27 protein-coding genes, 1 other RNA gene, 1 pseudogene and 1 riboswitch are annotated in these 23,851 nt (G+C 67.3%); of the genes and pseudogenes, 16 read left to right on the forward strand and 13 right to left on the reverse strand.

Annotated elements, in window-relative coordinates:
* Nucleotides 1–20 precede the first annotated feature (20 nt).
* From ACQCSU_RS05270 to ACQCSU_RS05280, 3 genes are all read left to right on the forward strand, one after another.
* On the forward strand, nucleotides 21–848 hold the full coding sequence (locus ACQCSU_RS05270; protein ID WP_426978640.1) for a DUF4097 family beta strand repeat-containing protein: 828 nt from the start codon (nucleotides 21–23) through the stop codon (nucleotides 846–848).
* The gene (locus tag ACQCSU_RS05275) at nucleotides 848–1,471 is read left to right on the forward strand and encodes a PadR family transcriptional regulator (RefSeq protein WP_426978641.1); all 624 of its coding nucleotides are present in this window, start codon (nucleotides 848–850) and stop codon (nucleotides 1,469–1,471) included. The genes ACQCSU_RS05270 and ACQCSU_RS05275 overlap by 1 nt, the downstream gene beginning before the upstream one ends.
* A 90-nt stretch (nucleotides 1,472–1,561) precedes the next feature.
* Complete coding sequence (locus tag ACQCSU_RS05280; RefSeq protein WP_104061284.1) at nucleotides 1,562–1,636, forward strand: 50S ribosomal protein bL37; 75 nt, start codon at nucleotides 1,562–1,564, stop codon at nucleotides 1,634–1,636.
* A gap of 120 nt (nucleotides 1,637–1,756) precedes the next feature.
* On the opposite strand, the gene rsrA is transcribed toward ACQCSU_RS05280, so the two are convergent.
* A complete protein-coding gene (gene rsrA, locus ACQCSU_RS05285) occupies nucleotides 1,757–2,017 on the reverse strand; it encodes a mycothiol system anti-sigma-R factor (protein WP_426978642.1) in 261 nt (86 codons plus the stop codon).
* Nucleotides 2,014–2,799 (reverse strand): sigma-70 family RNA polymerase sigma factor, encoded by a 786-nt coding sequence (locus ACQCSU_RS05290; RefSeq protein WP_426978643.1) that lies wholly within the window; start codon nucleotides 2,797–2,799, stop codon nucleotides 2,014–2,016. Before ACQCSU_RS05290 ends, rsrA begins: the two co-directional genes overlap by 4 nt.
* A gap of 430 nt (nucleotides 2,800–3,229) precedes the next feature.
* On the opposite strand from ACQCSU_RS05290, the gene ACQCSU_RS05295 reads away from it, so the two are divergent.
* From ACQCSU_RS05295 to ACQCSU_RS05345, 11 genes are all read left to right on the forward strand, one after another.
* A complete protein-coding gene (locus ACQCSU_RS05295) occupies nucleotides 3,230–3,778 on the forward strand; it encodes a DoxX family protein (protein WP_426978644.1) in 549 nt (182 codons plus the stop codon).
* 7 nt (nucleotides 3,779–3,785) lie between these two features.
* Nucleotides 3,786–5,213 (forward strand): 3-phosphoshikimate 1-carboxyvinyltransferase, encoded by a 1,428-nt coding sequence (gene aroA / locus ACQCSU_RS05300; RefSeq protein WP_426978646.1) that lies wholly within the window; start codon nucleotides 3,786–3,788, stop codon nucleotides 5,211–5,213.
* On the forward strand, nucleotides 5,197–6,312 hold the full coding sequence (gene rsgA / locus ACQCSU_RS05305; RefSeq protein WP_426978648.1) for a ribosome small subunit-dependent GTPase A: 1,116 nt from the start codon (nucleotides 5,197–5,199) through the stop codon (nucleotides 6,310–6,312). Before aroA ends, rsgA begins: the two co-directional genes overlap by 17 nt.
* Nucleotides 6,313–6,399: 87 nt before the next feature.
* Nucleotides 6,400–7,212, forward strand: coding sequence for a histidinol-phosphatase (gene hisN, locus ACQCSU_RS05310; protein WP_354187453.1), 813 nt, complete (start codon nucleotides 6,400–6,402; stop codon nucleotides 7,210–7,212).
* Between the two features lie 186 nt (nucleotides 7,213–7,398).
* A complete protein-coding gene (locus ACQCSU_RS05315) occupies nucleotides 7,399–8,733 on the forward strand; it encodes a glutamyl-tRNA reductase (RefSeq protein WP_426978649.1) in 1,335 nt (444 codons plus the stop codon).
* 104 nt (nucleotides 8,734–8,837) lie between these two features.
* Nucleotides 8,838–8,951: riboswitch (SAM riboswitch) on the forward strand.
* 35 nt (nucleotides 8,952–8,986) lie between these two features.
* Entirely contained in the window at nucleotides 8,987–10,453 is a 1,467-nt protein-coding gene (locus tag ACQCSU_RS05320; protein WP_426978651.1) for an aminotransferase class V-fold PLP-dependent enzyme, read from the forward strand.
* 70 nt (nucleotides 10,454–10,523) lie between these two features.
* Nucleotides 10,524–11,300, forward strand: a complete 777-nt coding sequence (locus ACQCSU_RS05325) for a class I SAM-dependent methyltransferase (RefSeq protein ID WP_426978653.1) — start codon at nucleotides 10,524–10,526, stop codon at nucleotides 11,298–11,300.
* Nucleotides 11,301–11,459: 159 nt separating this feature from the next.
* On the forward strand, nucleotides 11,460–12,746 hold the full coding sequence (locus ACQCSU_RS05330) for an Nramp family divalent metal transporter (protein ID WP_426978655.1): 1,287 nt from the start codon (nucleotides 11,460–11,462) through the stop codon (nucleotides 12,744–12,746).
* A 16-nt stretch (nucleotides 12,747–12,762) separates the two neighbouring features.
* Complete coding sequence (locus ACQCSU_RS05335) at nucleotides 12,763–13,476, forward strand: metal-dependent transcriptional regulator (RefSeq protein ID WP_426978657.1); 714 nt, start codon at nucleotides 12,763–12,765, stop codon at nucleotides 13,474–13,476.
* A complete protein-coding gene (locus tag ACQCSU_RS05340; protein WP_426978659.1) occupies nucleotides 13,477–13,926 on the forward strand; it encodes a fluoride efflux transporter FluC in 450 nt (149 codons plus the stop codon).
* Nucleotides 13,923–14,294, forward strand: a complete 372-nt coding sequence (locus ACQCSU_RS05345) for a fluoride efflux transporter FluC (protein WP_426978661.1) — start codon at nucleotides 13,923–13,925, stop codon at nucleotides 14,292–14,294. The genes ACQCSU_RS05340 and ACQCSU_RS05345 overlap by 4 nt, the downstream gene beginning before the upstream one ends.
* Here ACQCSU_RS05345 and ACQCSU_RS05350 read toward each other — a convergent pair.
* A pseudogene (locus ACQCSU_RS05350) lies at nucleotides 14,278–15,689 on the reverse strand (MFS transporter). The gene ACQCSU_RS05345 and the pseudogene ACQCSU_RS05350 sit on opposite strands and share 17 nt — an antisense overlap.
* A gap of 124 nt (nucleotides 15,690–15,813) precedes the next feature.
* On the opposite strand from ACQCSU_RS05350, the gene ACQCSU_RS05355 reads away from it, so the two are divergent.
* Both ACQCSU_RS05355 and ACQCSU_RS05360 read left to right on the forward strand, forming a co-directional pair.
* Nucleotides 15,814–16,185 (forward strand): hypothetical protein, encoded by a 372-nt coding sequence (locus ACQCSU_RS05355; protein WP_426978663.1) that lies wholly within the window; start codon nucleotides 15,814–15,816, stop codon nucleotides 16,183–16,185.
* A gap of 49 nt (nucleotides 16,186–16,234) precedes the next feature.
* Nucleotides 16,235–16,369, forward strand: a complete 135-nt coding sequence (locus tag ACQCSU_RS05360) for a hypothetical protein (protein WP_354239496.1) — start codon at nucleotides 16,235–16,237, stop codon at nucleotides 16,367–16,369.
* Between the two features lie 107 nt (nucleotides 16,370–16,476).
* Here ACQCSU_RS05360 and ssrA read toward each other — a convergent pair.
* The 10 genes from ssrA to ACQCSU_RS05410 form a co-directional block, all read right to left on the reverse strand.
* Nucleotides 16,477–16,845, reverse strand: a transfer-messenger RNA (tmRNA) gene (gene ssrA / locus ACQCSU_RS05365).
* A gap of 110 nt (nucleotides 16,846–16,955) precedes the next feature.
* The gene (gene smpB, locus ACQCSU_RS05370) at nucleotides 16,956–17,426 is read right to left on the reverse strand and encodes an SsrA-binding protein SmpB (protein WP_024367797.1); all 471 of its coding nucleotides are present in this window, start codon (nucleotides 17,424–17,426) and stop codon (nucleotides 16,956–16,958) included.
* A gap of 132 nt (nucleotides 17,427–17,558) precedes the next feature.
* Nucleotides 17,559–18,959, reverse strand: a complete 1,401-nt coding sequence (locus tag ACQCSU_RS05375; RefSeq protein ID WP_426978664.1) for a peptidoglycan DD-metalloendopeptidase family protein — start codon at nucleotides 18,957–18,959, stop codon at nucleotides 17,559–17,561.
* Nucleotides 18,960–18,984: 25 nt separating this feature from the next.
* Nucleotides 18,985–19,899 carry a permease-like cell division protein FtsX gene (gene ftsX / locus ACQCSU_RS05380; RefSeq protein ID WP_426978665.1) on the reverse strand — a complete coding sequence of 305 codons (915 nt, stop codon included), beginning with the start codon at nucleotides 19,897–19,899 and terminating at the stop codon, nucleotides 18,985–18,987.
* A complete protein-coding gene (gene ftsE / locus ACQCSU_RS05385) occupies nucleotides 19,896–20,726 on the reverse strand; it encodes a cell division ATP-binding protein FtsE (protein ID WP_426978667.1) in 831 nt (276 codons plus the stop codon). Before ftsE ends, ftsX begins: the two co-directional genes overlap by 4 nt.
* Nucleotides 20,727–20,934: 208 nt before the next feature.
* The gene (prfB, locus tag ACQCSU_RS05390) at nucleotides 20,935–22,050 is read right to left on the reverse strand and encodes a peptide chain release factor 2 (RefSeq protein ID WP_426978669.1); all 1,116 of its coding nucleotides are present in this window, start codon (nucleotides 22,048–22,050) and stop codon (nucleotides 20,935–20,937) included.
* Between the two features lie 80 nt (nucleotides 22,051–22,130).
* Nucleotides 22,131–22,565 (reverse strand): pilus assembly protein TadG-related protein, encoded by a 435-nt coding sequence (locus tag ACQCSU_RS05395; protein ID WP_426978671.1) that lies wholly within the window; start codon nucleotides 22,563–22,565, stop codon nucleotides 22,131–22,133.
* A gap of 77 nt (nucleotides 22,566–22,642) precedes the next feature.
* Nucleotides 22,643–23,035, reverse strand: coding sequence for a hypothetical protein (locus tag ACQCSU_RS05400; RefSeq protein ID WP_426978673.1), 393 nt, complete (start codon nucleotides 23,033–23,035; stop codon nucleotides 22,643–22,645).
* A gap of 46 nt (nucleotides 23,036–23,081) precedes the next feature.
* The gene (locus ACQCSU_RS05405) at nucleotides 23,082–23,477 is read right to left on the reverse strand and encodes a TadE family protein (RefSeq protein WP_426979719.1); all 396 of its coding nucleotides are present in this window, start codon (nucleotides 23,475–23,477) and stop codon (nucleotides 23,082–23,084) included.
* Nucleotides 23,478–23,513: 36 nt separating this feature from the next.
* Nucleotides 23,514–23,756 carry a hypothetical protein gene (locus ACQCSU_RS05410; protein WP_426978675.1) on the reverse strand — a complete coding sequence of 81 codons (243 nt, stop codon included), beginning with the start codon at nucleotides 23,754–23,756 and terminating at the stop codon, nucleotides 23,514–23,516.
* Nucleotides 23,757–23,851 lie beyond the last annotated feature (95 nt).

The raw sequence follows: 23,851 nt of genomic DNA on the forward strand, positions 1-23,851 counted from the left end.
GGCCCATTCCCGGAGGAACCATGGAAGAGAACACCTGGACCGTCACCGGCCCGCAGACCATCGACGTCGACGGCGTCAGCTCGCTCAAGCTCGGCATCGTCCGGGGGCGCTTCGACATCGTGACGCACGACGAGGACGTCGCCCGGCTCGAGGTATCCGAAATCTCCGGGGATCCGCTCTCCGTCACCCTGGTCAACGGCCGGCTGGAGGTTCGGCACCAGCTGCACGGCCCGCAAGGCTGGTTCAAGAACCTCATGGGCACCGTCAACAACAACAGCAGCAATTCCGTGGTCATCAGCATCGCCCTGCCGGCCGGCGTCGAGGTCGAGGCGGGCACCGTCAGCGGCGACGGCATGGTGTCCGGGATCAGCGGCCATACCCGTCTGAACACCGTCTCCGGCTCCGTCCTCGCCGACGGCACCTCCGGGAACCTGTCCGTCAATACGGTCAGCGGCGAGGTCATCGCGCGCAACCACCACGGTGTGCTGACCGCCAAGAGCGTCTCCGGCGAAGTCACGGCCTCCGGCGAGTTCAGCAACATCCGCGCCAACACCGTCAGCGGCGATCTCAGCTTCGATCTGCACGGTTTCACCCAGGACTTCGGCGCCAACTCCGTCTCGGGCGACGTCACCATCCGGCTCCCCCACGACGTCGGCGTGGACATCGTCGCGAAGTCCGCCAGCGGTGCCGTCATCATTGACGAGCAGAAGTACACGCAACCCGGCGGCACCGTGCAGACCATCGCCGGCCCCGACACCCACCTCATGCTGGTCCGGACCAACTCCGTCTCCGGAAAGACCTCGATCTTCCACGGCCAGCCGACCACGGATCCCGAAACGGGCCTCTGATGCCTCCCGTCTTCGCCCACGGCGCGTTGCGGCTGTATCTGCTGGCGCTGCTTGAGTCGGGCCCCAAACACGGCTACGAACTCATCAAGGCCCTCAGCGAACGCTTCGGCGGGACCTACTCCCCCAGCGCCGGGACCATCTACCCCCGGCTCGGCAAACTCGAGGAGGAAGGGCTCGTGGCCACTCAGCCTGAGGGCCGCAGGACCAACTACTCCATCACCCCCGCCGGGCTCGTGGAACTCAACAGCCGCCGGGGCGAACTCGCCGGCGTCGAGAACGACATCTCTGCCTCGGTCCGCCGGCTCGCCGACAATCTGCGGCAGGACATCCGCGTCAACATGCGGGGGCTCAGGGCGGACCTGGCCGCGACGGCAGAAGCCGCACGTTCCACCGCCCGCTCTGCGGGACCGGCATCCGGGGCCGCGGCAGGCCCGCGCTACTCCCAGGAGGGCGATCGCCGGCTGAGGGAAGCGGAGATGCTGGTCCAGGCCTTCCGCGACGACATCCGGGTAGAGCTGCGCCGCCACGGCAGCCGCAACCCCGTCTCTCCTGTCACCCTGGAGACAGTCAGGACCGTGCTGGACCAGGCACGGATCTCCATCCGCAATTCGCTGGACAGTTGAGCGGCAGTCTGCGGCCGGTTCGCAGCTCGTGTCCCGATGTGGGAGACTTGAGGGCAGCTCTTTTGAGTACCAATATTAAGGAGGCCAGCTATGAGCAAGCGTGCACGTAAACGTCGTGACCGTAAGCGTGGCGGCGCGAACCACGGCAAGCGCCCCAACGCCTAAGCAAAGCTTGGAATGACAGCTTTAGACAAATGACCCCGGAAACCTGACGGTTTCCGGGGTCATTTGTCTGTGGGCCATTCCTGGCCCCTCCGGTGGATCCGGTCTGGCGGCGACGAGGGCTCAGGCTTCGACCGGGCGGATCGAATGGATCCGGTCGAGAATCGAGTTCTTGAGGTTCTCGGGGGCAGCTTCGGTGCATGAACGCTTCACCATCACGCGGATGACACATTCGAGGTCGTACTGCTCAAAGCATTCCGGACACCCGTCCAGATGGTCCTTGATCTCAGCGATGTCATCGTGCGTGAGCGCCCCATCCAGATACTCGTAGATACGTTGCATCCGGGCGTCGTCGCAATCGCCCAGTCCCTGGCAGTCGCTCATTTCCTGTTCTCCTGTTTGTTGCTTCCGGCCGCTGTGGTGGGTTGTGCGGCCTTGAATCCCCGCTCGGAGGCGTAGTCGGCGAGCATATCCCGCAGCATCTTCCGGCCGCGGTGCAGCCGGGACATGACCGTCCCGATCGGGGTGTTCATGATGTCTGAAATTTCCTTGTACGCGAAGCCCTCCACATCGGCAAAGTAGACGGCCAGCCGAAACTCCTCCGGGATAGCCTGCAGGGCGCGCTTGACGTCCGAATCCGGCAGGTGGTCCAGGGCCTCTGCCTCAGCCGAACGCAACCCCGACGACGTGTGCGACTCGGCACGTGCCAGCTGCCAGTCCTCGATGGTGTCCGAATTCGACTGCAACGGCTCACGCTGCCGTTTGCGGTACAGGTTGATGTACGTGTTGGTGAGGATGCGGTACAGCCACGCCTTGAGGTTGGTTCCCGGCTTGTACTGGTGGAAGGCCGAGAACGCCTTCGTGTAGGCCTCCTGGACCAGGTCCTCGGCGTCCGCGGGGTTCCGCGCCATCCTCATGGCCGCGGAATACAGCTGGTCCACGTATTGCATCGCGTCGCGTTCAAAACGGACCCGGCGCTGTTCCACTGTTTCGGTCGAGGTATCCAGCGGCTGCCCGTCCACCAGCGTCTCCTGGGCAGGATCGGGAGATGCGCCAGCCGGGCTGGCTACAGGGGACTTGTTGGGCGTGGCGTCGTTTCCGGCAACCTCGTGCATGGCCGCAACGGCCGGATCCATGGTGCTCATTGCCTTCAAGTCTACTGTCACCTTCCTGAGGGCGCCTGTTACCGTGCCCGGGGCCTCAACCCTGCGGACCGGCCGGGCCCTGGTCCAAGGATTCCCCGGGCCCGCCTCCAGCTCTACGCTCTCCTTCACCAGCAACAAATTTCCGCCTCCTTTACCTTCCCGGCCCGCGGCCGATGCGCCAGTGTCATAGCACCGCCGTTACGGCGTTGCCGCCATGGCACCGCGACCACGCTTCTGCAGTGCACTACTTCTGCAGTGCACTACTGTCTTCGAGCCCGCAAATGTCTTCGAGCCGCAAACCGGGCCGATGTGGGTCTTAATCCGGCCACAGCAAGCGGCTGGAACCTGCAATTGACAACCACGCGCAACAGGCAAATATTCCGCAAAAGTGCAAGACTAGAACCGGTTCTCCCGCTTCATATCCGCGGTTCGTCCATCCAGGAGGAAATTCATGTCCCTTGTCCGTTTTCTCGCCCGGCCCATGCTCGCCTCCAGTTTCGTCCTCGCAGGCATGGACAAGCTGAAGAATGCGGATGACACTGCGACACAGCTCTCTCCCCTCTTGCGCCGCGCGGCTGAATCGCTGCCGTTCCAGACCAATGAGAAAGTCCTTGCCCGCGTCATCGGCGGCACTCAGGTCGGCGCCGGGGTTTGCCTCGCCCTGGGCAAATCGTCTCGTCTCGCAGCCACGGTGCTGGCCGTCATCTCGGCGCTCAACGGCTATGTTGAATGGCGCAGCGCGGACATCACCTCCAAGGCGGGCCGCGACGCACGCCGCAAGCAGCTGCTCAAGAACGTCTCGCTGACCGGAGGCGTCCTGCTGGCCTCCGTCGACACGAACGGAAAGCCCAGCCTGGCCTGGCGCGCCGAGCACCTCGCTGCGGACGCCAGGAAGAACGCCGGACACCTCGCCACCGACGTCAAGAAGACCACGGGCAAGCAGCTCAAGAAGGCCGACAAGGCCGTACGCAAAGCCATTGACCACACCGTCGGAGCATAAGAAGGCAATGACAGGCGCCACCCCCACAGCAGCCGCCACCCCCGTTCCGGCAGACTGCGCTCCGCACTGGCGGGCGCCGTTTGCCGAGCGGCCCGTCGACGCGACGGTTACCGTTCCGGGGTCCAAGTCCCTGACGAACAGATACCTCGTGCTGGCCGCCCTCGCCGACGGACCCTCGCGCTTGCGCGCCCCGCTGCACTCGCGGGACTCGGCGCTGATGATCGGGGCGCTCCGCCAGCTCGGCGCCACGATCACGGAGGTCCCGGGCGACGGCACCTTCGGCCCCGACCTGGAAATCCTGCCGATCGGCCTGGACGCCGCTGCGGAACGGACCGGGATCGACTGCGGCCTGGCGGGCACTGTCATGCGCTTCGTCCCGCCGGTGGCAGCGTTGCGCCGCGGAGCCACCCTGTTCGACGGCGACCCGCACGCCCGCAAGCGGCCGATGGGAACCATCATCGAGGCGCTGGCCGGCCTTGGCGTCGAGGTCCGCTCGCCCGACGGCGGTCCGGCGTCCGCGCTGCCGTTCACCGTCCAGGGTACCGGCGAGGTGCGCGGCGGCCACCTCGCCATCGACGCCAGCGCCTCTTCACAGTTCGTTTCCGCCCTGCTGCTCGCCGGCGCCAGGTTCAGCGAGGGGCTGCATCTGGAACACGCGAGCGTGGACCACCCCGGCGCCCCCGTCCCGAGCCTGGACCACATCAACATGACCGTCGCCGTCCTCCGCGGAGTCGGTGTGGCTGTCGACGATTCCCGTCCCAACCACTGGATCGTGTCCCCCGGGGCCATCAGCGCCTTTGATCTCAGGATCGAACAGGACCTGTCCAACGCCGGGCCCTTCCTCGCTGCCGCCCTGGCCACCCGCGGGACGGTCCGGATCCCCAACTGGCCCGCCGAGACCACCCAGGTGGGTGACCTCTGGCGCAGCATCCTTTCCACGATGGGCGCGACCGTCACGCTGGAGGAAGGCACCCTGACCGTGACCGGCGGCGAGGAGATCAAGGGCGGCGATTTCGACGAAACCAGCGAACTCGCCCCCACCGTGGCAGCACTCTGTGCCCTGGCCACCGGCCCTTCGCGGCTGAGCGGCATCGCCCACCTCCGGGGGCACGAAACGGACCGGCTGGCCGCGCTCATGGCCGAGATCAACCGCCTGGGCGGCGACGCCGAGGAGACCAGCGACGGCCTCATCATCCGGCCCGCTGCCCTGCACGGCGGCGTGGTCCGCAGCTATGCGGACCACCGCATGGCCACTGCGGGCGCCATCCTGGGCCTGGCCGTGCCGGGCATCGAGGTCGAGGACATCGCGACCACGGCCAAGACCATGCCGGACTTCCCGCAGCTGTGGACAGCCATGCTGGCACAGGGCCCTGGGGCAGAAGCCGCGGTTGGCCCGGCCGCAGAAAAGGACGCCCCCCATGGCCCGCAGCACTGATTCCTGGGACGAATCGGACGTCCGGATCCGTCCCAACAAGAAGGGCACGCGACCGCGCACCAAGGACCGGCCCAGCCATGACGAAGCCGTCACAGGCCGGATCATCACCGTCGACCGCGGACGCTACACTGCCGTCGTCGGCGAAGGCACCGGGCACGAACGCAAGATCATCGCCGCCCGCGCCCGGGAACTGCGCCGCAACCCCGTGGTGGCCGGCGACTTCGTCTCGCTCGTGGGGGATGTCACCGGCGAACCGGACACCCTGGCCCGGCTGGTCAGGATCCAGGACCGCAAGACCCTGCTGCGGCGCAGCGCCGACGACACGGACCCGATCGAGCGTGCCGTCGTCGCCAACGCAGACCAGCTCGTGATCGTGGTGGCCGCCGCCAACCCGGAGCCGCGGACCGGGTTCATCGACCGCGCCCTGGTGGCCGCGTACGACGCCGGCATTGAGCCGCTGCTGCTCGTCACCAAAGCCGACGTCAAGGATCCTGCCGAGCTCCTCTCCAACTACCAGCACCTGGATTTCCCGGTCATCATCAGCAAGACGGCGGATTCGGCCGCCTCCGGCATCGATGCCCGCTCGGATGACGGACTGTCCGCCCGGCTGGACAAGGACGCGGTGTCACAGCTGCGCGCGTACCTCGACGGGAAGGTCACGGTCATGCTGGGCCATTCCGGCGTCGGGAAGTCCACCATGGTCAACGCCCTGACCGGTGCCGAGCGCGCCACCGGCGGTGTCAACGCCGTCACCGGGCGCGGCCGCCACACCTCCTCCTCCGCGCTGGCGCTCAAGGTCAACGATGCCCCGGCGGGCAGCTGGATCATCGACACGCCGGGCATCCGGTCCTTCGGCCTGGCCCATGTGGATCCGGACCGGATCCTGCGTTCCTTCCCGGACCTCGAACCCGGCACCGACAACTGTGAGCGGGGCTGCAAGCATGACTCCAGCGCCGTCAACTGCGGCGTGGATGCGTGGGTGGCTGCGGGCCATGCGGGGCCATCCGGCCCGGCGAGGCTGTCCTCGCTGCGCCGGCTGCTGGGCACGGACCCACGGATGGAAGCGCAGGACGTCAAGGAACTCGGCACCGTTTCGTAGTTTTGTGCAGGCACGCCCGGTCCACCTCCTGTGGCCCGGCAACGTGGCCTCCCGGCGGGCCGCCCCCTTTGGCGGTAGTTTGGAACCATGAGTCAACCCGCTTCGAGCTATAACGATGACCTGCGCCTTGCCCATGTACTGGCAGACTCCGTAGATTCCCAGACCATGAGCCGCTTCAAGGCGCTGGACCTTCGGATCGAAACGAAGCCTGACCTGACGCCGGTGACGGATGCGGACAAGTCCGCAGAGGAAGCGATCCGCGGCCAACTGTCCCGCTCCCGCCCGCGCGATGCCGTCCTGGGCGAGGAATTCGGCAGCTCCGGCCACGGGTCCCGGCGCTGGATCATCGACCCGATCGACGGGACCAAGAACTTCGTCCGCGGTGTCCCCGTCTGGGCCACCCTGATCGCCCTCGTTGACGAGGGCGAGCCCGTCGTCGGCGTCGTCAGTGCACCGGCACTGGGCAAGCGCTGGTGGGCGGCCAAGGGTGCCGGCGCCTACATGGGCCGCTCGCTCGCCGCAGCCACCCGGCTGCGGGTCTCCAACGTCTCCCAGCTCTCGGACGCCTCGCTGTCCTACTCAAGCCTGGGCGGCTGGAAGGAACGCGGAAACCTCGACGAGTTCCTGGGCCTCACCGAGGAAGTATGGCGGACCCGCGCCTACGGTGACTTCTGGTCCTATTGCCTGGTGGCCGAGGGCGCCGTCGACATCGCCTGCGAGCCCGAACTGAACCTGTACGATATGGCGGCCCTGGTCCCGATCGTCACGGAAGCCGGCGGCCGCTTCACCTCCCTCGAGGGTGAGGACGGGCCGTTCGGTGGCAACGCCCTGGCCACGAACTCGATCCTGCACTCGGAGGTCCTCAAGCGCCTCAACCCGGGCCTCGACGACCTGCTGTAAGGTCCCGCTTGCGGACGACGGCGGACTCCCGTGCGGGGGCGTCCGCCGTCGTTCTGCTGTGCCGCGGGGCTCCCCGGGCGGCGGCGCTCAAGATATCCCGAAGGTCGATGCATCACTCTGGCCACGGCAGCGGGCCTGAGTGCCTGTCGCGACGCGGCCTGGACCTTTTCTGGGAGGAGAACAGCCATGTCCGGAACACATCCAACGGCGGATCCCGCATCCGGGGACTCCGGATCGGGGCCGGTGCTACTGGCGCTCATTGCGAGGTACCGGGATCTGGACCACGATTCGGCTGCGCGGCTGCATGCTGTCTCCACCGAGCTAGCCCCGGACCTCCTCGCCAGCAGTCCCGCCGTTTCCGGATCGCTGGTCTTGTCCACCTGCAACCGCTTCGAAATCTATTGCGAAGTCCCCTCGGCCCGGGACGTTGAGTCCGCGCGGTCCGATGCGCTGGCCGCCCTCTGCCGCTGCTCCGGCCTGCCGGCCGCCCTGCTCACGTCGCATTTCGAGTACGTCCAGGGCGCGTCGGTCCCCGCGCACCTCTTCGCGGTGGCGGCCGGACTGGATTCCGTTGTGGTCGGTGAGCGCCAGGTGTCCGGCCAGGTCCGCCGCGCCCTCGCCGACGCCCAGCTGGCGGGTACGGCCGGCGGACGGTTGAGTCGGCTGTTTCAAGCGGCCTCCCGCGTTTCCAAGGCGGTAGGGGCGCGGACAGCCCTCAGCGCCGCCGGACGATCCATCGCCACCGTCGCCCTGGATCTGGCAGCCATAGGATCCAGCCAGGGAAGCCTGGCCGGGGCATCCGTGGTCCTGGTAGGCACGGGTGCCTACGCCGCGCACGTGGCGGAACTCCTGAGAAGCAGGCAATGCATCAGTGTTGCCGTCTACTCCCACTCCGGGCGGGCCGCTGCATTTGCGGCCGCCCGGGGCGGAACGCCGCTGACAGAGCGGGAGCTGCCCGCCGCCGCCGCCGCGGCAGATGTCATCATCGGCAGCAGCGGCACCGGGGCTCGCATTGGCGCCGCCAGCTTGGCGCGCTGGAGGCAGGACGCAGCCCGTCCGCTTACCGTCATTGACTTGGCTCCCAGCCACGATTTCGACCCGCACGTGGCGGACCTGCCGGGCGTCGAACTGATCACGCTGGGATCCGTGCAGCTTGCCGCTCCCCCAGCGGACGCCGAAGCACTTCGCCTCGCCCATGCCCTGGTCAGGCAGGCTGCCCGGCAATTCGAGGAGCAGGAAGCGATCCGCGCCGTCGACGCCGCCGTCGTTGCCCTGCGCCGGTACATCCAGGACGTCCTCGACGCCGAAATGGAGCGGGTCAGACGGCAACACGGCGGTGGCGCCCCGGCTGAGGACGTGAACATCGCCCTGCGCCGCATCGTCCGGCGGCTGCTCCATACCCCGACCGTCCGGGCCAGGGAGCTGGCCACCGCCGGCCGCCAGGCCGACTACACGGCAGCCCTGGAGGCCTTGTTCGGCCTTGATGTCCAGCTCAGCAGCGCAGCCAGCGCCGCGCCGTAGGCCGCGACGCACCAAAGGCACCAGCCACTGCGGTGCGTAACAAAGCGCTTCACATTCCTGCCCTGCCTTTTCCGCGGCGGCCGGGATGTCCTAGGCTCGAAGCAGGTCACGAGTGCCAGCGCTAAACCCCGGTTTGCTGGCCGGCAACCCTCCATTCGCGGTGGGGTGCCCCGGGTGACGACCTGGCCGGTCCGGAACGGACGCGGCAAGCGCGGATCCCCGGTGCTTGGGGTCCTTTTTCGAGCGAGGTCCCATGACGACTGCCACTTTTCCCGCCACCTTTCCTGCCACTTTTCCTGCCTCCGGCGGGGTCCGCCCCGCCTCCGCAGCGGCGCTCCCCGACCGCTTCGCCGTCGCCGGCAGGCCGCTCGCCGCGGTCACCGGGGCGGAGATCCAGGCCCCGCTGATCCAGGGCGGACACGTCCGCTACGCCAACCTGGACTACGGAGCCTCCGCCCCCGCACTGTCCGTGGTGTCGGCCTACTTGAACGAGATCCTGCCGTTCTACGCCAGCGTCCACCGCGGCGCCGGCTACGCCTCCCAGATCAGCACCTCCGTGTACGAAAACGCCCGCACCATCGTTCGCGAGTTTGTTGGCGGCCGCCCGGGCGACTCCGTGATCTTCACCCGCAACACCACCGACTCGCTGAACCTGCTGGCCGGCTGCCTGCCGGTCAGCGACGGCAGGCACACCGGGGAGGTTCTCTACCTCGATATCGAGCACCACGCCAACCTGCTGCCCTGGCAGACCGTGCCGCACCGCAGCGTCGTGGCCGCCCCCACCCTTGCCGCGACCCTGGACAAGCTGCGCGAACAGCTGGCGCAAGGCGGCATCAGCCTGCTCGCCGTCACCGGCGCCTCCAACGTCACCGGCGAGATCCTGCCCATCCGCACCCTGGCCTCCCTTGCCCACGAGTACGGCGCCCGGATCGTCGTCGATGCCGCCCAGCTCGCCCCGCACCGGCGCATCGACATCACCGCGGACGACGTCGACTACCTCGCCTTCTCCGGCCACAAGCTCTACGCGCCGTTCGGTTCCGGCGTGCTGGTGGGGCGCCCGGACTGGCTCGACGCCGGCACCCCGCACCTGGCCGGCGGCGGAGCCGTCAGCGACGCCAGGCTGGACACGGTCAGCTGGACCACAGGCCCGGCCCGGCACGAGGGCGGCTCCCCCAATGTGTTGGGCGCGGCAACACTGGCCCGGGCCACCCAGGTGATTGCCGCCCTGGACCAGACGCAGTGGTACGCCCACGAGGACACCATCCGCTCCTTCGTCGTCGAGGGTCTCCAGCAGATCGACGGCGTGACGGTCCACCGGATCTTCGCGGACACGGACCCTGAAGGCGACGGGCAGGGCGCCGGCATGATCGGCGTCGTCAATTTTTCCGTCGAAGGCTACGACGCCGGCCTCGTTGCCGCCTACCTTTCCGCCGAACACGGCATCGGACTGCGTGACGGCCGGTTCTGCGCCCACCCGCTGCTCAAGCGGCTCGGCCTGCCCTCGGGCTCGCTGCGGGCCAGCTTCGGCCTCGGCTCGCGGCTCGAGGATGCGCAGCGGCTGCTCGCCGGTATCCAGGAGCTGCGGCGGACCGGCCTCGGCTGGGACTACGTGGTGGATGCCGGCCGCTGGGTGCCGTCCAACGACGCCCGCAGCTACCCTCACTGGGCACCGAACACGCCGGGGACCGCCGGCGCCGCGCCGTGCGCGGTGGCGGAGTAGGCCTCCGCGGTAACCCCACGTGCGGTAAATTCGAAGGGTACCAACCGGACCTGCCCGAAGGAGATCGCACGTGGCACGCGGCGGCCCCACCCTACACAGCGGCCCCAAACTGCAGGAGGACCGCCGCCAGGAACTCGGGCAGAGCTTCCGGGACGGCGGAGCCCACTATGAGCGGGTCCGGCCGGGATATCCCGGCGAGTCGGCCGACTGGCTGATCCCGGCCGGCGCGAGGGACGCCGCGGACATCGGCGCCGGAACCGGTAAGTTCACGGCCCTCCTGGCTGAACGCGGGCTGCACACCGTAGCGGTCGATCCTTCCGCCGATATGCTCGAACAGCTCCGGCGGACACTGCCCGGCGTGGCCGCCATCGAGGGCACCGCCGAAGACACCGGGCTGGCTCCGGCAGCCTACGATCTTGTCACGATCGCCCAAGCCTGGCACTGGTGCGATCCGTTCCGAGCCAGCACCGAGATCGCCAGGATCCTGCGCCCGCACGGCGTCCTGGGGCTGATCTGGAACCAGTTGGACACCTCCGTTCCCTGGGTCCACCGGCTCACGCGGATCATGCATGCCGGCGATGTGCACAAGCCCCACTTCAAACCGCTCCTCGGGCCCGAGTTCACCGGACTCGAGAGCCACCTGACCCGCTGGGAGGATCCGGTGACCACAGCGGACATTATAGAACTGGCAAAATCCCGGAGCTACTACCTTGCCGCGGGCGAGGCCACCAGGGCCAAGGTGCTCGCCAACCTGGACTGGTACCTGCACGAGCATCTGGGCCATGCCCCCGGCGAGGTGCTTCCGCTCCCCTACCTGACCCAGAGCTGGTGGGCCGTCCGGGCCTGAGGATGTCCGGCCGCGTTGCAGGCAGTGACCGCGGGGGTTTATGGTTTCGGTATGCCTAACAATCAGTTGTAGGCAGTCACAACTTTGGAACCGGCCCGCACCATCCGCCGGAACCGACCGTCGCGTCAATGTTGACGCCCCGAGCAATGGGAGCCCGCAGTGCTGGAAGTAACTGGACACCAACCGCCGGCGGCGGGAGCGCCCAACCGGCGGACACCGGGAGCGCGCAGGGCACTGATCGGATTGCTGGGTCCTGCCTTCGTGGCCTCCATCGCCTACGTGGACCCGGGCAACGTCGCCGCCAATCTCACGGCCGGGGCGCAGTACGGCTACCTCCTGGTCTGGGTCCTCGTCGCAGCCAACGTCATGGCCGTGCTGGTCCAGTACCAGTCCGCAAAACTCGGCATCGTGACCGGCAAGAGCCTCCCGGAGATCCTCGGCGAACGACTCAAGCCGTTCTGGCGGCGTGCCTTCTGGGTCCAGGCCGAAATCGTGGCCGCAGCCACCGACCTCGCGGAGGTCGTGGGCGGAGCGATCGCCCTGTACCTGCTCTTCGGGCTGCCCCTGCCCCTCGGCGCCGTGATCGTCGGCGGCGTGTCGATGCTCCTGCTCGCGGTACAGGCCAAGAACAAACAACGGCCATTTGAATTCGTCATCATCTTCCTGTTGGGCATCATCACCATCGGATTCCTGGCCGGCCTGTTCATCAGCCCGCCCAGCCCCGGCGGCGTCCTGGCCGGGCTCGTGCCGGGCTTCCAGGGCCCGGACACGGTCCTGCTGGCCGCCAGCATGCTTGGCGCGACAGTGATGCCGCACGCCATCTACGTCCACTCCGCCCTCTCCCGGGACCGGCACCGTCCGAATCCGCACCTGCATGTTCCGTTGCCCGCGATGGCCAGGCTCGTCAAGGCCACCCGGTGGGACGTCGTGGCGGCGCTCGCCATCGCCGGCATCGTGAACATCGGCATGCTGCTGCTGGCGGCGTCAACGCTGGGCGGAGAGGACGGGACGGACACCATTGAGGGGGCGCACGCCGCGATCACCGCCAACCTGGGCCCCGTCGTCGGCGTCATCTTCGCCGTGGGCCTGCTCGCCTCGGGCCTGGCCTCCACCTCGGTGGGCTGCTACGCCGGCGGAACCATCATGCAGGGCCTGCTCAAGATCCGCATCCCGCTGATGACCCGCCGCGTCATTACGCTGATCCCGGCCGTCGTGCTTCTGTCCGTGGGCTTCGACCCCACGTGGGGCCTCGTCCTCAGCCAGGTTGTGCTGAGTTTCGGCATTCCCTTCGTCCTGGTCCCGCTGGTGGTCCTGACCAGCAACAAGGCGCTCATGGGCCGCTTCGCGGACGGTATCCCGCTCCGGATTGCCGCCATCATCAGCGTGGTCCTCGTCGTTGCCCTGAACCTGGTCCTGCTGTGGCTTACGTTCTCCGGGGCTGCCTGACGGTAGGCTTGTGGCTGTGAAGACCAGCCCGCCATCCTCCTCCATTGAGGACTACGTCAAGGTCATCTACTCCTTCACGGAGTGGCAGGACAAGCCCATCACCTCCACACAGCTGGCCCAGCGGCTCGGGGTCGCCAACTCCTCGGTCTCCGAAATGGTCCGCAAGCTCAAGGACCAGGGCCTGGTGGATCACCAGCCGTACAGCGCGATCACGCTGACGGCCGACGGCGTCCGGCTGGCACTTTTGATGGTCCGGCGTCACCGGCTGATCGAAACCTTTCTCGTCCAGGAGCTCGACTACCGTTGGGACGAGGTACACGACGAAGCCGAGCTGCTGGAGCACGCGGTCTCGGACACCTTCATCGAGAGGATGGCGGCCAAGCTGGGCAACCCGGTCCGGGACCCGCACGGCGATCCGATCCCGGCCGTCGACGGCTCCGTGCTGATGCCCCCGGCCCACCGGATGAGCGATCTCGACGACGGCCACAGCGGCCGGATCATCCGGATCAGCGATGAAAACCCCGAGTTGCTCCGCTACCTTGCCGCCGAGGAAATCGACCTTGACGCCGCCGTCGAAGTCATCGGCCGGAGGCCTTTCGGCGGCGCTCTCGTCGTCCGCGTCGGCTCCGGCGCCAGCGGGCGCGAGGTCGACCTCGCCGAGGAAGTAGCCTCGGCGCTGTGGGTTCACAGCGAGGCGGCCCACGCAGGCTGCCGTATCGCAGGACGCTGAATGCCGGGCACGCTGAAGCAGGCCAGGGCAGGGAAACGCCCGGGCCTGCCGGGCTGGCGGGCGTGGGCGGCCGTGGCGGCCGGCGGGTTGCTTGGAACGGAGCTGCGCTACGCGGCTGGCATTGCCTTTCCGGAGGCGGCAGACGCGGTGCCGTGGACCACCCTGGCGATCAACGTCGTCGGCAGTTTTGTTCTCGCCACCCTCACCACCATCTGGATCGCTCGGCCGAAGACGGCCTTCTGGCTCCGGGCCGGTCTCGGCCCCGGGCTGCTGGGTTCCTTCACCACCTTCTCAGCGGTCGTCTTCTCGGTGGACCAGCAGCTCCGCAGTGGCTTCCACGGAACCTGGCTGGCCTATCTGGGGCTTTCCCTGGTGCTCGGGCTCGGGGCCGCCGCCGCCGGCTGGAAGTCCGGCAAGGCGTTGTCCGACCTGAGGGGAAGGGTCTCATGATCGCCGCGCTGCTCGTGGGCGTCTTCGGGGTGGCCGGCGCCCTGCTGCGGTTCGCCGTTGACTCCTGGTTTGCGCACCGCCCGGGGCCCCACCCGCACTGGCCCTGGGCGACCTTGACGGTGAACATCGTCGGATCTTTCATCATCGGCCTGTCCATCGGCGTGACGGACCGGCTTGGCCTGGGACCCGAGTGGCATGCCGGGCTCGCGACGGGCTTGGCCGGGGGCCTCACCACCTTCAGCTCCTGGACCACCGCCACGGTGCGGCTTGTCAGCGAGACGCGCTACCGCGCCGCCGCCTTCAATGTGGCCGCCAATCTGCTGGCCGGCCTGGCTGCCGCGGCGCTCGGCCTCAGCCTGGCTGGCTAGACGCGTCCGGCGCCTGCTTAGCCCCCGGCGGCCGGTTCCGGATGCCGACGGCGGAGGACACCGCCCCCACGACGAACAGCGCCGCGGTGACCGCCGCGGTGTTGCGCAGGCCCGACGTCGTGACGGCCGGTCCCGTGATCACCCCCGCGAAGGCGATTGCGACAAGGCCTGCGATACGGGCGACGGCGTTATTAACGGCCGAGCCGATGCCGGCTTCTTCGGGATCCACCGCTCCGAGGATGGCCGAGGTGAGCGGTGCGACGGTGACGGCCAGGCCCAGACCGAAGACCAGCAACCCCGGCAGGACCTGGCCGACGTAGTTCAGCGGCAGGCCGATGGTGAGCAGCAGCAGGAATCCGGAGGCGCACAGCAAGGGTCCCCCGGTCATGAACCAGCGCGGACCGAAGCGGCCGGCGAGGGCTCCGGCCCGGGAGGAGAGCAGCAACAGGATGAGCGTGGAGGGCAGCAGGGCGAAGCCGGCCGCGGTGGCACCCAGCCCGGCCACCTGCTGCAGGAACAGGCCCAGCACGAAGAAGCCAAGCGACAGGGCGCCGTAGATCGCCGTCGTCGCGATGTTGCCCCAGCCGAAGTTGCGGATGGCGAAAAGCCGCAGCGGCATCATCGGGGCCGGAGTCCGCGCCTCATGGATCAGGAATGCGGTCAGGCCCGCGGCTCCGGCGGCCAGCGGCAACCAGACCTGGGGAGAGCCCCAGCCCATGCTGCCGCGGGCAATGAGGGCATAGACGGTACCACCAAGCCCTACGACCGCCAGGATGGTCCCGATGACGTCGATCCGGCCGCCGGGAGTGCGCGCGAGGTCCAGTTCCCGCAGTTTGAGCAGGACCGGCCAGACGGCAATTGCCGGAACCACGTTGAGGAAGAAAATGATCCGCCACGTCCACAGGTCGACGGAGAGGCCGCCGAGCAGGGGCGCCGCGACGATCGCCCCGGACGTCCACGCCGACCATCGGCCGATCGCCAGGGACTGCGCCGGGCCGCTGAAAACGCTCACGATCAGCGCGAGCGAACTCGGCACGAGCAGTGCCCCGGCGACACCCTGCAGACCGCGGGTAAGGATCAGCGACTCCCCGCTCCAGGCGAGGCCGCAGAGCACGGAGGTGGCGGTGAAACCGGCGAGGCCCCATTGCAGGACCCGGACCCGGCCGAACAGGTCCGAGAGGGATCCGCCACCAGGATCAGCGCGCCGAGGGTCAGGAGGTACGCGTCCACCACCCATTGCTGGACCACGAGGCCGCCGCCCAGCTCCCGCCCGATCGCCGGGAGGGCAAGATTGACCACCGAGCCGTCCAAGAAGGCGATGAAGGAGGCGATGATCGCGACGAACAGTACGCGTTTTTCCAGGACGGACATGGCTGCGGCGGGCGTTCCGGACATGGCTGCTGCCTTCCTCACTGCCTCCCGCGGCAAGGCGGCACCGGGTTTGTGATGAGCCTAACATCGCGGCGCCCGGGCCGCCTGCAGGGCCTGCTGCCGCCCTGCCATCACGTATCGTTGATGGATGGTTACCCGTCGTGAAGCAGCCCAGATCCTCGATATTCCGCTGGAAATGGCTCACCGTCACGGTATCCCCCCACGTCTCTCCGATGCGGAGCTCGGCGAGCTCCTCGACAACCCCCCGGCATGGCTGGTCCAGTCCAGGGCGAACCGGACGGGCAAGCGCCCGGTCTGGGTCCAGTTGACATGTGCGGTCTGCGGGTTCTCCGAAGCGGCCCGGCCGAAGAAGTGGTGGCCTGAGTTCACCTATGTCATCTGCGCCGATCACGCGTCGTATGAGATCCCGCCGCTCGGTGAGGGGCTGGTCCGCAGCGAGTATGAGGGAGTCGGCAGCCGGTTCGTCGGCATCGTGGACGTCGCGGTGCCGGAGGCGTAACTTAAGAAGCACGGGGCCACGCGGGCCCCTCCGCCTCAGGGAGGGCGCAATGCCTGACAAAACGCCGCACCAGCACCAGGCCAAGAAGCCGGTGAAAACCATCAAGGAAAAACGGGCCGAGAAGAAGACCAAGAACATCGCGGAAACCCACGCGGACCCGGTAGCGCACATCAAGAAACGCTGAGCGGGAACGCTCGGGAACACGGAGCGAAAGCTCGGGACATCAAAAAGGCCGGAAGCATGAGCTTCCGGCCTTTTTATACGGGGTGGAGCACCGTTTCCGGCGCTCCCATGTGGAGATGGGGGGAATTGAACCCCCGTCCGATGTCGTGTTGTCAGGGCTTCTCCGGGCGCAGTTTGCGTCGGACTTTCTCGGCCCCGGCCACGCTGCAAACAGCTGGCTGATCCGGGCCCAGTCATCTAAGAGTCCCGTTCACCCCGATGACGGAGGTAAACAGCAGTGGCTATCTAAATGACGCCAGGATCCGGGGCAATAGCAACCTCGGGCTGACGGACTGTCTTACTGCTTAGGCAGCAAGAGCGAAGTCAGTGCGTTTTGATTCGGCACTTATTGGTTTGCAGACAGCGTTTACGAGATAATTCTGCATCCTCGGCCCGCTTCACCTGTCGCGACTAACATCGTCGAAACCGATCATCCCCGTATTTTTTTATCAAACCGGTCAGATCTGCAGCTGAACCGCTTCGCGGATTCCGCTCGATTCCTTCCCGGACTATCTAGCATAACGCACGCCCCCGCAGAATGATTCCCGCTAGCGGCGGTTCCGTTCGCGCATCACCCGCAGGGCCTCGCGCTTGTCCTGCTGCTCGCGCAGCGTCTGGCGCTTGTCGTATTCCTTCTTGCCGCGGGCCACGCCGATTTCCACCTTCGCGCGTCCGTCCAGGAAGTACAGCTGGAGCGGCACGATCGTGAAGCCTGACTCACGGATCTTGTGCGAGATCTTGGTGAGCTCGTCGCGGTGCAGCAGCAGCTTCCGCCGCCGGCGGGCCGCATGGTTGGTCCAGCTCCCCTGGTGGTACTCCGGGATGTGGATACCCTCCATCCACAACTCGTCGTTATAGAAGGTGCAGAAGCCGTCAACCATGGACGCGTGGCCCTCGCGAAGGGACTTCACCTCCGTGCCCATGAGCGCGATCCCGGCCTCGTAGGTGTCGAGGATGTGGTAGTCGTGCCGGGCCTTGCGGTTGGTGGCCACTACCTTACGGCCACTTTCTTTCGGCACGGTAGAACTCCTTGAATCGTGTGTTGGCTGGCTGCGCGCCAGGGGTCCGGGGGTCCGCAGCCACTCCGGCGCGGATTTCTTCCAGTTTACGGCAGAGCCGCTGCTCGGCCGCGAGGCTTCGCTCCGGGCGGATCAGAGCAGGTTCGTCGGATCAACGGCCCGGCCGTTGAGCCAGGTCTCGAAGTGCGAATGGCAGCCGGTGGAGTTTCCGGTGGTTCCGGAATAGGCGATCAGCTGCCCCTGGCTGACCTGCTGCCCGCGGGACACAACGACACTGGTGTTGTGATAAAAAATCGTGGTCAGCGAGTTGCCCTGGACAACACCGTGCGAGATTTTCACATTGTTGCCGCCGCCGTCGTTGGCCCAGCCGGCGGAGAAAACGGTACCCGCCGCCGGTGCGTAGACCGGGGTGCCGCAAGCGGCGCCGAAGTCGATGCCGGTGTGCATATAGCCACCCTGGCCGTAGAAGTCGATAGTGCCCGGCGGCGTCGCACGCCAGCCGAAGCCGGAGGTGATCGGGACGCCGTTGAAGGGACTCCGCAGGCCGAACGCCGACGGCGACCCCTGCGCCGGAGGGACGTACGGCTGGACTGCCTGGCCCCGGGCGCGGGCGGCTGCCGCGGCAGCTTCGGCAATGCGCCGCTGCTCGGCTTCCCAGGCCTCGCGCAGCTTCCGGTCGCGCTCGGCGATTTCCGCGGCGACGGCGTCCTGCTGGGCCTTGACCTGAGCCAGCTGGGTCTGGATGCCCGGCTTAGCCGCCTGCAGTTCGGCGTCGAGCCGGGTGGTGTCCGCGATGAGCTTGTCCACCTGGGCCTTCTTGGCCTCGGCCTCGTCGCGGGCCGCCTTTTCCCGCGCCAACGCTGCGTCTGCCTTGGCCTTGAGGTCCTTGATTTCAGCTTCCACCGCTTCGAGGCGGGCCTGGGCGTTGGTGTTCGTGGCGCTCTGCTGGGTGAGCTTGTCCATCGCCGCGTTCTGGCTGCGCATCGCCTGGTCGGCGAGGTCGATCGTGTCCGTCAGGCTGCCGTTGTTCGAGCCGAAGAACAGCGAGAGGTTGGAGGGGACGCCGCCGGACTTGTAAGCCTGGGTTGCGATCTGCCCGATCAGCTTCTTGGTGTCAGCGATCTTTTGCTTGTCGGTCTCCAGCTGCTGCGTGATCTTGGCTTTGTTCTGCTGCGCGAGATCCACCCGGGCCGCCAGGGCCTCGACCTCCTTGACGGCGCCGGCCACCCGGCCCTGGGCCTCGAGCAGTGCCTGCTGCGCCCCGGGAAGCTGACCCTGGTAGAGGACCAGGTCCCCCGCGGCCTGGGCAATGCGGGCATCCACGAATTCGAGGGAGTGCTGGACCCGGGCCGCCTCGTCCCGGAGCGCGGCCTGCTGGTCCTCAAGCTCGTCTGCGAACGCAACCGGGGTCGAGGTGCCCAGGCTGGCCGCCAGCACCAGCGCCAGTGCGGCGCTGATCACGCGGCTGCGGCGTCCGGCCAGGCGCTGTCCGGCCTGGCTGAACGGCCGTGCCCGTCGATCCGTCGGTGTCATGTGCCATCCCTTTTCGTTGCGCAAACTAGACCCTCAGATATCGGCGGAGGGTCAGCAGTGAGGAAATTCCGGCCAGGAGAACGCCCATCCCGATCAGGGCCGGGGCCAGGATCAGGGTCTGCCCGGGTGAGATGAAGGCCGTGTCCGGGTATTGCCGGGACAGATAGTCGCCGAGGAAGAAGTGGGCCACCGCCCAGAGCGTGCCCGAGGCCAGGGCGGCGCCGATCACGGCCGCAATCACGCCCTCCAGGATGAACGGCAGCTGGATGACCATCTTGGAGGCGCCGACGAGGCGCATGATCCCGGTTTCGCGGCGGCGGCTGAACGCGGACAGCCGGATGGTGGTCGCGATCAGCAGGATCGCGCAGACAATCATCACGCCGGCGATGCCGACCGCGACGAGCGAGGCGGCGTTCATCGCGGAGAACAGCCGCTCGAGCAGCTGGCGCTGGTCGATCACGGTCTCCACGCCGGCCTGCGAGGAAAAGGTCTCGCTGATGATCTGGTACTTCTCCGGGTCCTTCATGTTGATCCGGAACGACGCCGGCAGCTGGTCCGGCGTCACGGAGTCAACGATCGGGGAATTCGAGAACTGTTCCTTGAAGTGTCTGTAGGCGTCGTCCTTGGACTCGAACTGGAAGTCGTTGACGTACTGGGCCACCGCGGGTGACTGCAGGAGCGCGCGCAGGTTCTCCTGCTGCTCGGCGGTGGCGGGGCCGGTGGCGCAGCCGGCCGCCGTCGAACCGTCACTGCACAGGAAGATGGCCACCTGGACTTTGTCGTACCAGTACCCCTTCATCTGGTTGATCTGCAGCTGCAGCATGCCGGCGGCACCGACGAAGGTCAGGGACACAAAGGTCACCAGGATGACAGAGACCACCATGGACAGGTTGCGGCGCAGGCCGCTGCCGATCTCGGCGAGAACGAAAGCAAGCCTCACAGCTGGCCCTCCCCTGCGGCACGGGCGGCAGCGCGTGAGTCGGCGCGTACCTCGCTGCGGGTGGAGGAGGCTGATCCGGCAGCGGGCTCGGGGTCCCTGCCGCTGGCGTCCCTGAGCCGGCGCGACTGTCCCACGACCGGGATCATCGAGGTGTACAGGGCCCTGGCCTCATCGCGGATCACGACGCCGTTCTTCAGCTCGACGACGCGCTTGCGCATCTCGTTGACGATGTCGTCGTCGTGCGTGGCCATCACGACGGTGGTCCCGTTCTGGTTGATCTTGTCCAGCACGCCCATGATGCCCATGGAGGTTGTGGGGTCGAGGTTTCCGGTCGGCTCGTCGGCCAGCAGGATCCCGGGGCGGTTGACAACGGCGCGCGCGATCGCCACGCGTTGCTGCTCGCCGCCGGAAAGTTCGTGCGGCAGGCGGTTCTCCTTGCCCTCCAGACCGACGGTCTTCAGGACCTCGGGCACGGTGTCCCGGATGACGCTGCGGCTCTTGCCGATGACCTGCATCGCGAAAGCGACGTTGGCGAACACCGTCTTCTGCGGCAGCAGCCGGAAGTCCTGGAACACGACGCCGATCCCGCGGCGCAGCCGGGGAACCCGCCAGCTGGAAATCTTCGCCACGTTCTGGCCCGCGACATAGACGGCGCCGGAGGAGGCGTGGTCCTCCTTGAGGACCAGCCGGAGGAAGGTCGACTTGCCGGAGCCCGAGGCGCCGACCAGGAAGGCAAATTCGCCACGGTCGACCTCAAGGTTGATCGAATCCAGCGCGGGGCGCGCCTTCTGGTCATAGACCTTGGTGACATTTTCGAATCGGATCATGGCCCTAAGTACCCTGCAGGGCGTGGCTCATGGCCAGTCCTGCTGCCGGTGCGCGGGCTTTCGTTGGGGGAAGGTAAAGCTCCGGCTTCTCGACTATACGCACGGGTAACTGCCGTTGATCTGGAGCTGCTGGGTGTGTCGCGCGATTGCGGCCGTCAGCGCGCCGTGCGGGCAGGCTCGGTCCGCCAGGCCTGGCGCCGGCGCTGGCCTACTTCTCGGCGTTCCGGTTGTCGGTCCGCCAGCGGATACCCGCGTCGATGAAGTCGTCGATCTCGCCGTCGAACACCGCGGAGGTGTTGCCCACCTCGTGTTCGGTGCGGAGGTCCTTGACCATCTGGTACGGGTTGAGCACGTAGGAGCGCATCTGGTCACCCCAGGAGGCCTTCACATCGCCGGCGAAGGCCTTCTTTTCGGCGTCCTCCTGCTCCTTCTTGAGCAGCAGCAGGCGGGACTGCAGCACCCGGAGGGCAGCGGCACGGTTCTGCAGCTGGGATTTCTCGTTCTGCATGGACACCACGGTGCCGGTGGGGATGTGGGTCAGGCGCACGGCCGAGTCGGTGGTGTTGACCGACTGGCCGCCGGGGCCGGAGGAGCGGAACACGTCGACGCGGATTTCGTTGTCCGGGATGTCGATGGAGTCCGTCTGTTCAATCAGCGGGATCACTTCGACGGCGGCGAAGGAGGTCTGGCGGCGGCCCTGGTTGTCGAATGGGCTGATCCGGACCAGGCGGTGGGTGCCGGCCTCGACGCTCAGTGTGCCGTAGGCGTAGGGTGCTTTGACTTCGAAGGTGGCGGATTTCAGCCCGGCCTCTTCGGCGTAGGAGGTGTCCATGATGGTCGTCGGGTAGCCGTGGCGTTCGGCCCAGCGCAAGTACATCCGCATCAGCATCTCGGCGAAGTCGGCGGCGTCCACGCCGCCGGCGCCGGCGCGGATGGTGACCACGGCTTCGCGTTCATCGAATTCGCCGGACAGCAGCGTCACGACCTCGAGTTCCTTCAGCGCCTTCCGGATCGACTCCAGCTCCGTGGCGGCTTCCCCCATGGAGGCGGCGTCATCCTCGTCCTGGCCAAGCTCCACGAGGACTTCGAGGTCGTCGATCCGCGAGGTGAGCGAATCCAGGCGTGCCAGTTCGGACTGGCGGTGCGAGAGCCGGGAGGTGATCACCTGGGCGGCGGCGGGATCGTCCCACAGATTGGGTTCACCGGCCCGTTCGCTCAGTTCGGCGATGTCTTCCTTCAGCGCCTCGACATTCGAAACGTTTTCGATGGAGGCGTAGGTGGCGCGCAGCGCGCGGATTTCTGCGGGAAAATCAATGTTAGCCATGGTTTTTTAACCCTACGCTATCCGTGCTGGCCGGTCCGCCCGTTCTCCCGGCGGTGCACTCCGGCAGACTTGCCTGGTTATCAGCGGGTGAGCCGCGAGCGCGCCGTCGAACTCGCCTCGACTCTGATGCCGTCCGGGACCAGGAAATTGACCACCGGAGGGTGCACAGCGACGCTCAGGGTCACGACGGCGGTGGAACCGTCCGGGCTGCCGGTTTCGGGAGCCACGGCGAGGCCGCTGAACCGGGAGAAGGCACCGTTGCGCTCCAGGTAGTCGACGGCGGCGCCCCTGACCCTTCCGCCGTCCAGCACGGCGGTGGGCGTTCCGGTGAAATTCTCGAGCTGCCCCAGAGTGAAGCTGTCGGCCGCCGCCACCGAGGCGCCGTCGGCCAGCGAGAGCAGCTTCTTGTGCTCGATGTAGACGCTGGACACGGCCACCACGACGGTCGCGACGAGCAGGGCGAGCAGGACGTAGCCGATGATCAGCACCGTCATCTGGCCGCCTTCCCCGTGCATTGCACGCAGCCTTCTGCGCCGACCGCTGTGCCGCCTGTCGTGTCTCCAGTCGCTGGGGCCCGGCACGATCATGCGGCTCACCGGAAGCGTCCGACCAGCTGGGTCGCCGAGGCGCTGAGCCGGCTCGCGTTGAGGTGGAGGGCATCACTGAACGGAACAAACGGCAGCGGCACGGTGAGATTGACGGTGACGGTCACGGCGGAGCCGGCAGCCATACAGTCAGCCGGCTGGCAGCTCGTGTCCAGGCTCGCGTTTCCGGCCTCCTGCCCGTGGTCGGCGAGCGCCAGCAGGACGGCCTGCTCCGCGGCGGCCCTCCCGCTCACCGCATCCGGCTGGGAAACGAAGACCTTGGCGGCCTGGTCCGCGGCCCCGACGACGGCGAAAGAGCCTCCCTGGATCTGCCCTACGGTGATGACGAAGTAAACGAGCGGGACCATCAGCAGCAGGGACAGGAAGATGAATTCCACCACCGCGCTCCCCTGTTCGGAGCCATCAGCTCCGCTGGACTCCTGGCAGTCAGGACTGGATAGCCGCATGCCCCCGCACCTCCAGGAGTTCCCGCGGCCCGATCAGACCGATCACCGGCAGCGGGGCACGGACGATCACCTCCAGCGTACGGATGCCCTGATAGGTGGTTTCACTCGTGGTCACGTCTCTGGCAAAGTCAGGGTTGAGGGCCACGCCGATCAGCTGGGCCGTCCGGTCCCGGGCATCGCCGGAATTGCGGTCCGCGAGCGTGCCGTATCTCGCACCGGAGGCGGCCGCGTCGATCAAGGTGTTCCGGACGTGGAGGACCAGGGTGAGCTGGATGATGGCCAGAAAGAACAGCGTCAGCAGGCCGCCGACCAGGACGAAGTCCACCACGGCCGCGCCCCGGTCCGCTTCCTTGTCCGTTTCCCGGTCCGCGTGCAGACCTCGGCCCCAGCATTCGCCGGGTGCACCCACCGGTTACTGCCCGACCTTGTCCATCGCCTGGTTGAACAGTCCCTCGAGCGCCGGCCCCGCGATCGCCAGCAGGGCAGCGACAAGAACGGCCGACATCAGGGTGATCATCACCCACCCCGGCACGTCCCCGCGTTCAGGGTGGTCCTGGGCCGGCCGCCGTTCCAGCGCGGCCCGTGCCGATGGCCGCCGAAGCAGCGTATTCAAGGCGAAGATCGACATCGCTATGCGGATACCAATGAGTTTCAATGTGTCCCCTTTGTACTGGTGGTTGGAGCCTTGTCTACGCTATGGTCCTGTTCTTTTCCTGTTGGACCAGTTCTTTCCTGTTGGCTTGGTTGTCG

Source organism: Pseudarthrobacter sp. O4 (assembly GCF_050157025.1).
GTDB lineage: Bacteria > Actinomycetota > Actinomycetes > Actinomycetales > Micrococcaceae > Arthrobacter.

Bases quoted from the DNA above. Each gene is read 5' to 3' on its own strand.
- rsrA (WP_426978642.1), bottom strand. From the start codon at position 2,017: ATGAGCGACTGCCAGGGACTGGGCGATTGCGACGACGCCCGGATGCAA.
- ftsE (WP_426978667.1), bottom strand. From the start codon at position 20,726: ATGATCCGATTCGAAAATGTCACCAAGGTCTATGACCAGAAGGCGCGC.
- ACQCSU_RS05320 (WP_426978651.1), top strand. From the start codon at position 8,987: ATGACGACTGCCACTTTTCCCGCCACCTTTCCTGCCACTTTTCCTGCC.
- ACQCSU_RS05295 (WP_426978644.1), top strand. From the start codon at position 3,230: ATGTCCCTTGTCCGTTTTCTCGCCCGGCCCATGCTCGCCTCCAGTTTC.
- aroA (WP_426978646.1), top strand. From the start codon at position 3,786: ATGACAGGCGCCACCCCCACAGCAGCCGCCACCCCCGTTCCGGCAGAC.
- ACQCSU_RS05315 (WP_426978649.1), top strand. From the start codon at position 7,399: ATGTCCGGAACACATCCAACGGCGGATCCCGCATCCGGGGACTCCGGA.
- ACQCSU_RS05360 (WP_354239496.1), top strand. From the start codon at position 16,235: ATGCCTGACAAAACGCCGCACCAGCACCAGGCCAAGAAGCCGGTGAAA.
- ACQCSU_RS05345 (WP_426978661.1), top strand. From the start codon at position 13,923: ATGATCGCCGCGCTGCTCGTGGGCGTCTTCGGGGTGGCCGGCGCCCTG.
- rsgA (WP_426978648.1), top strand. From the start codon at position 5,197: ATGGCCCGCAGCACTGATTCCTGGGACGAATCGGACGTCCGGATCCGT.
- ACQCSU_RS05275 (WP_426978641.1), top strand. From the start codon at position 848: ATGCCTCCCGTCTTCGCCCACGGCGCGTTGCGGCTGTATCTGCTGGCG.
- ACQCSU_RS05340 (WP_426978659.1), top strand. From the start codon at position 13,477: ATGCCGGGCACGCTGAAGCAGGCCAGGGCAGGGAAACGCCCGGGCCTG.
- prfB (WP_426978669.1), bottom strand. From the start codon at position 22,050: ATGGCTAACATTGATTTTCCCGCAGAAATCCGCGCGCTGCGCGCCACC.
- ACQCSU_RS05395 (WP_426978671.1), bottom strand. From the start codon at position 22,565: ATGCACGGGGAAGGCGGCCAGATGACGGTGCTGATCATCGGCTACGTC.
- ACQCSU_RS05375 (WP_426978664.1), bottom strand. From the start codon at position 18,959: ATGACACCGACGGATCGACGGGCACGGCCGTTCAGCCAGGCCGGACAG.
- ACQCSU_RS05270 (WP_426978640.1), top strand. From the start codon at position 21: ATGGAAGAGAACACCTGGACCGTCACCGGCCCGCAGACCATCGACGTC.
- hisN (WP_354187453.1), top strand. From the start codon at position 6,400: ATGAGTCAACCCGCTTCGAGCTATAACGATGACCTGCGCCTTGCCCAT.
- ACQCSU_RS05355 (WP_426978663.1), top strand. From the start codon at position 15,814: ATGGTTACCCGTCGTGAAGCAGCCCAGATCCTCGATATTCCGCTGGAA.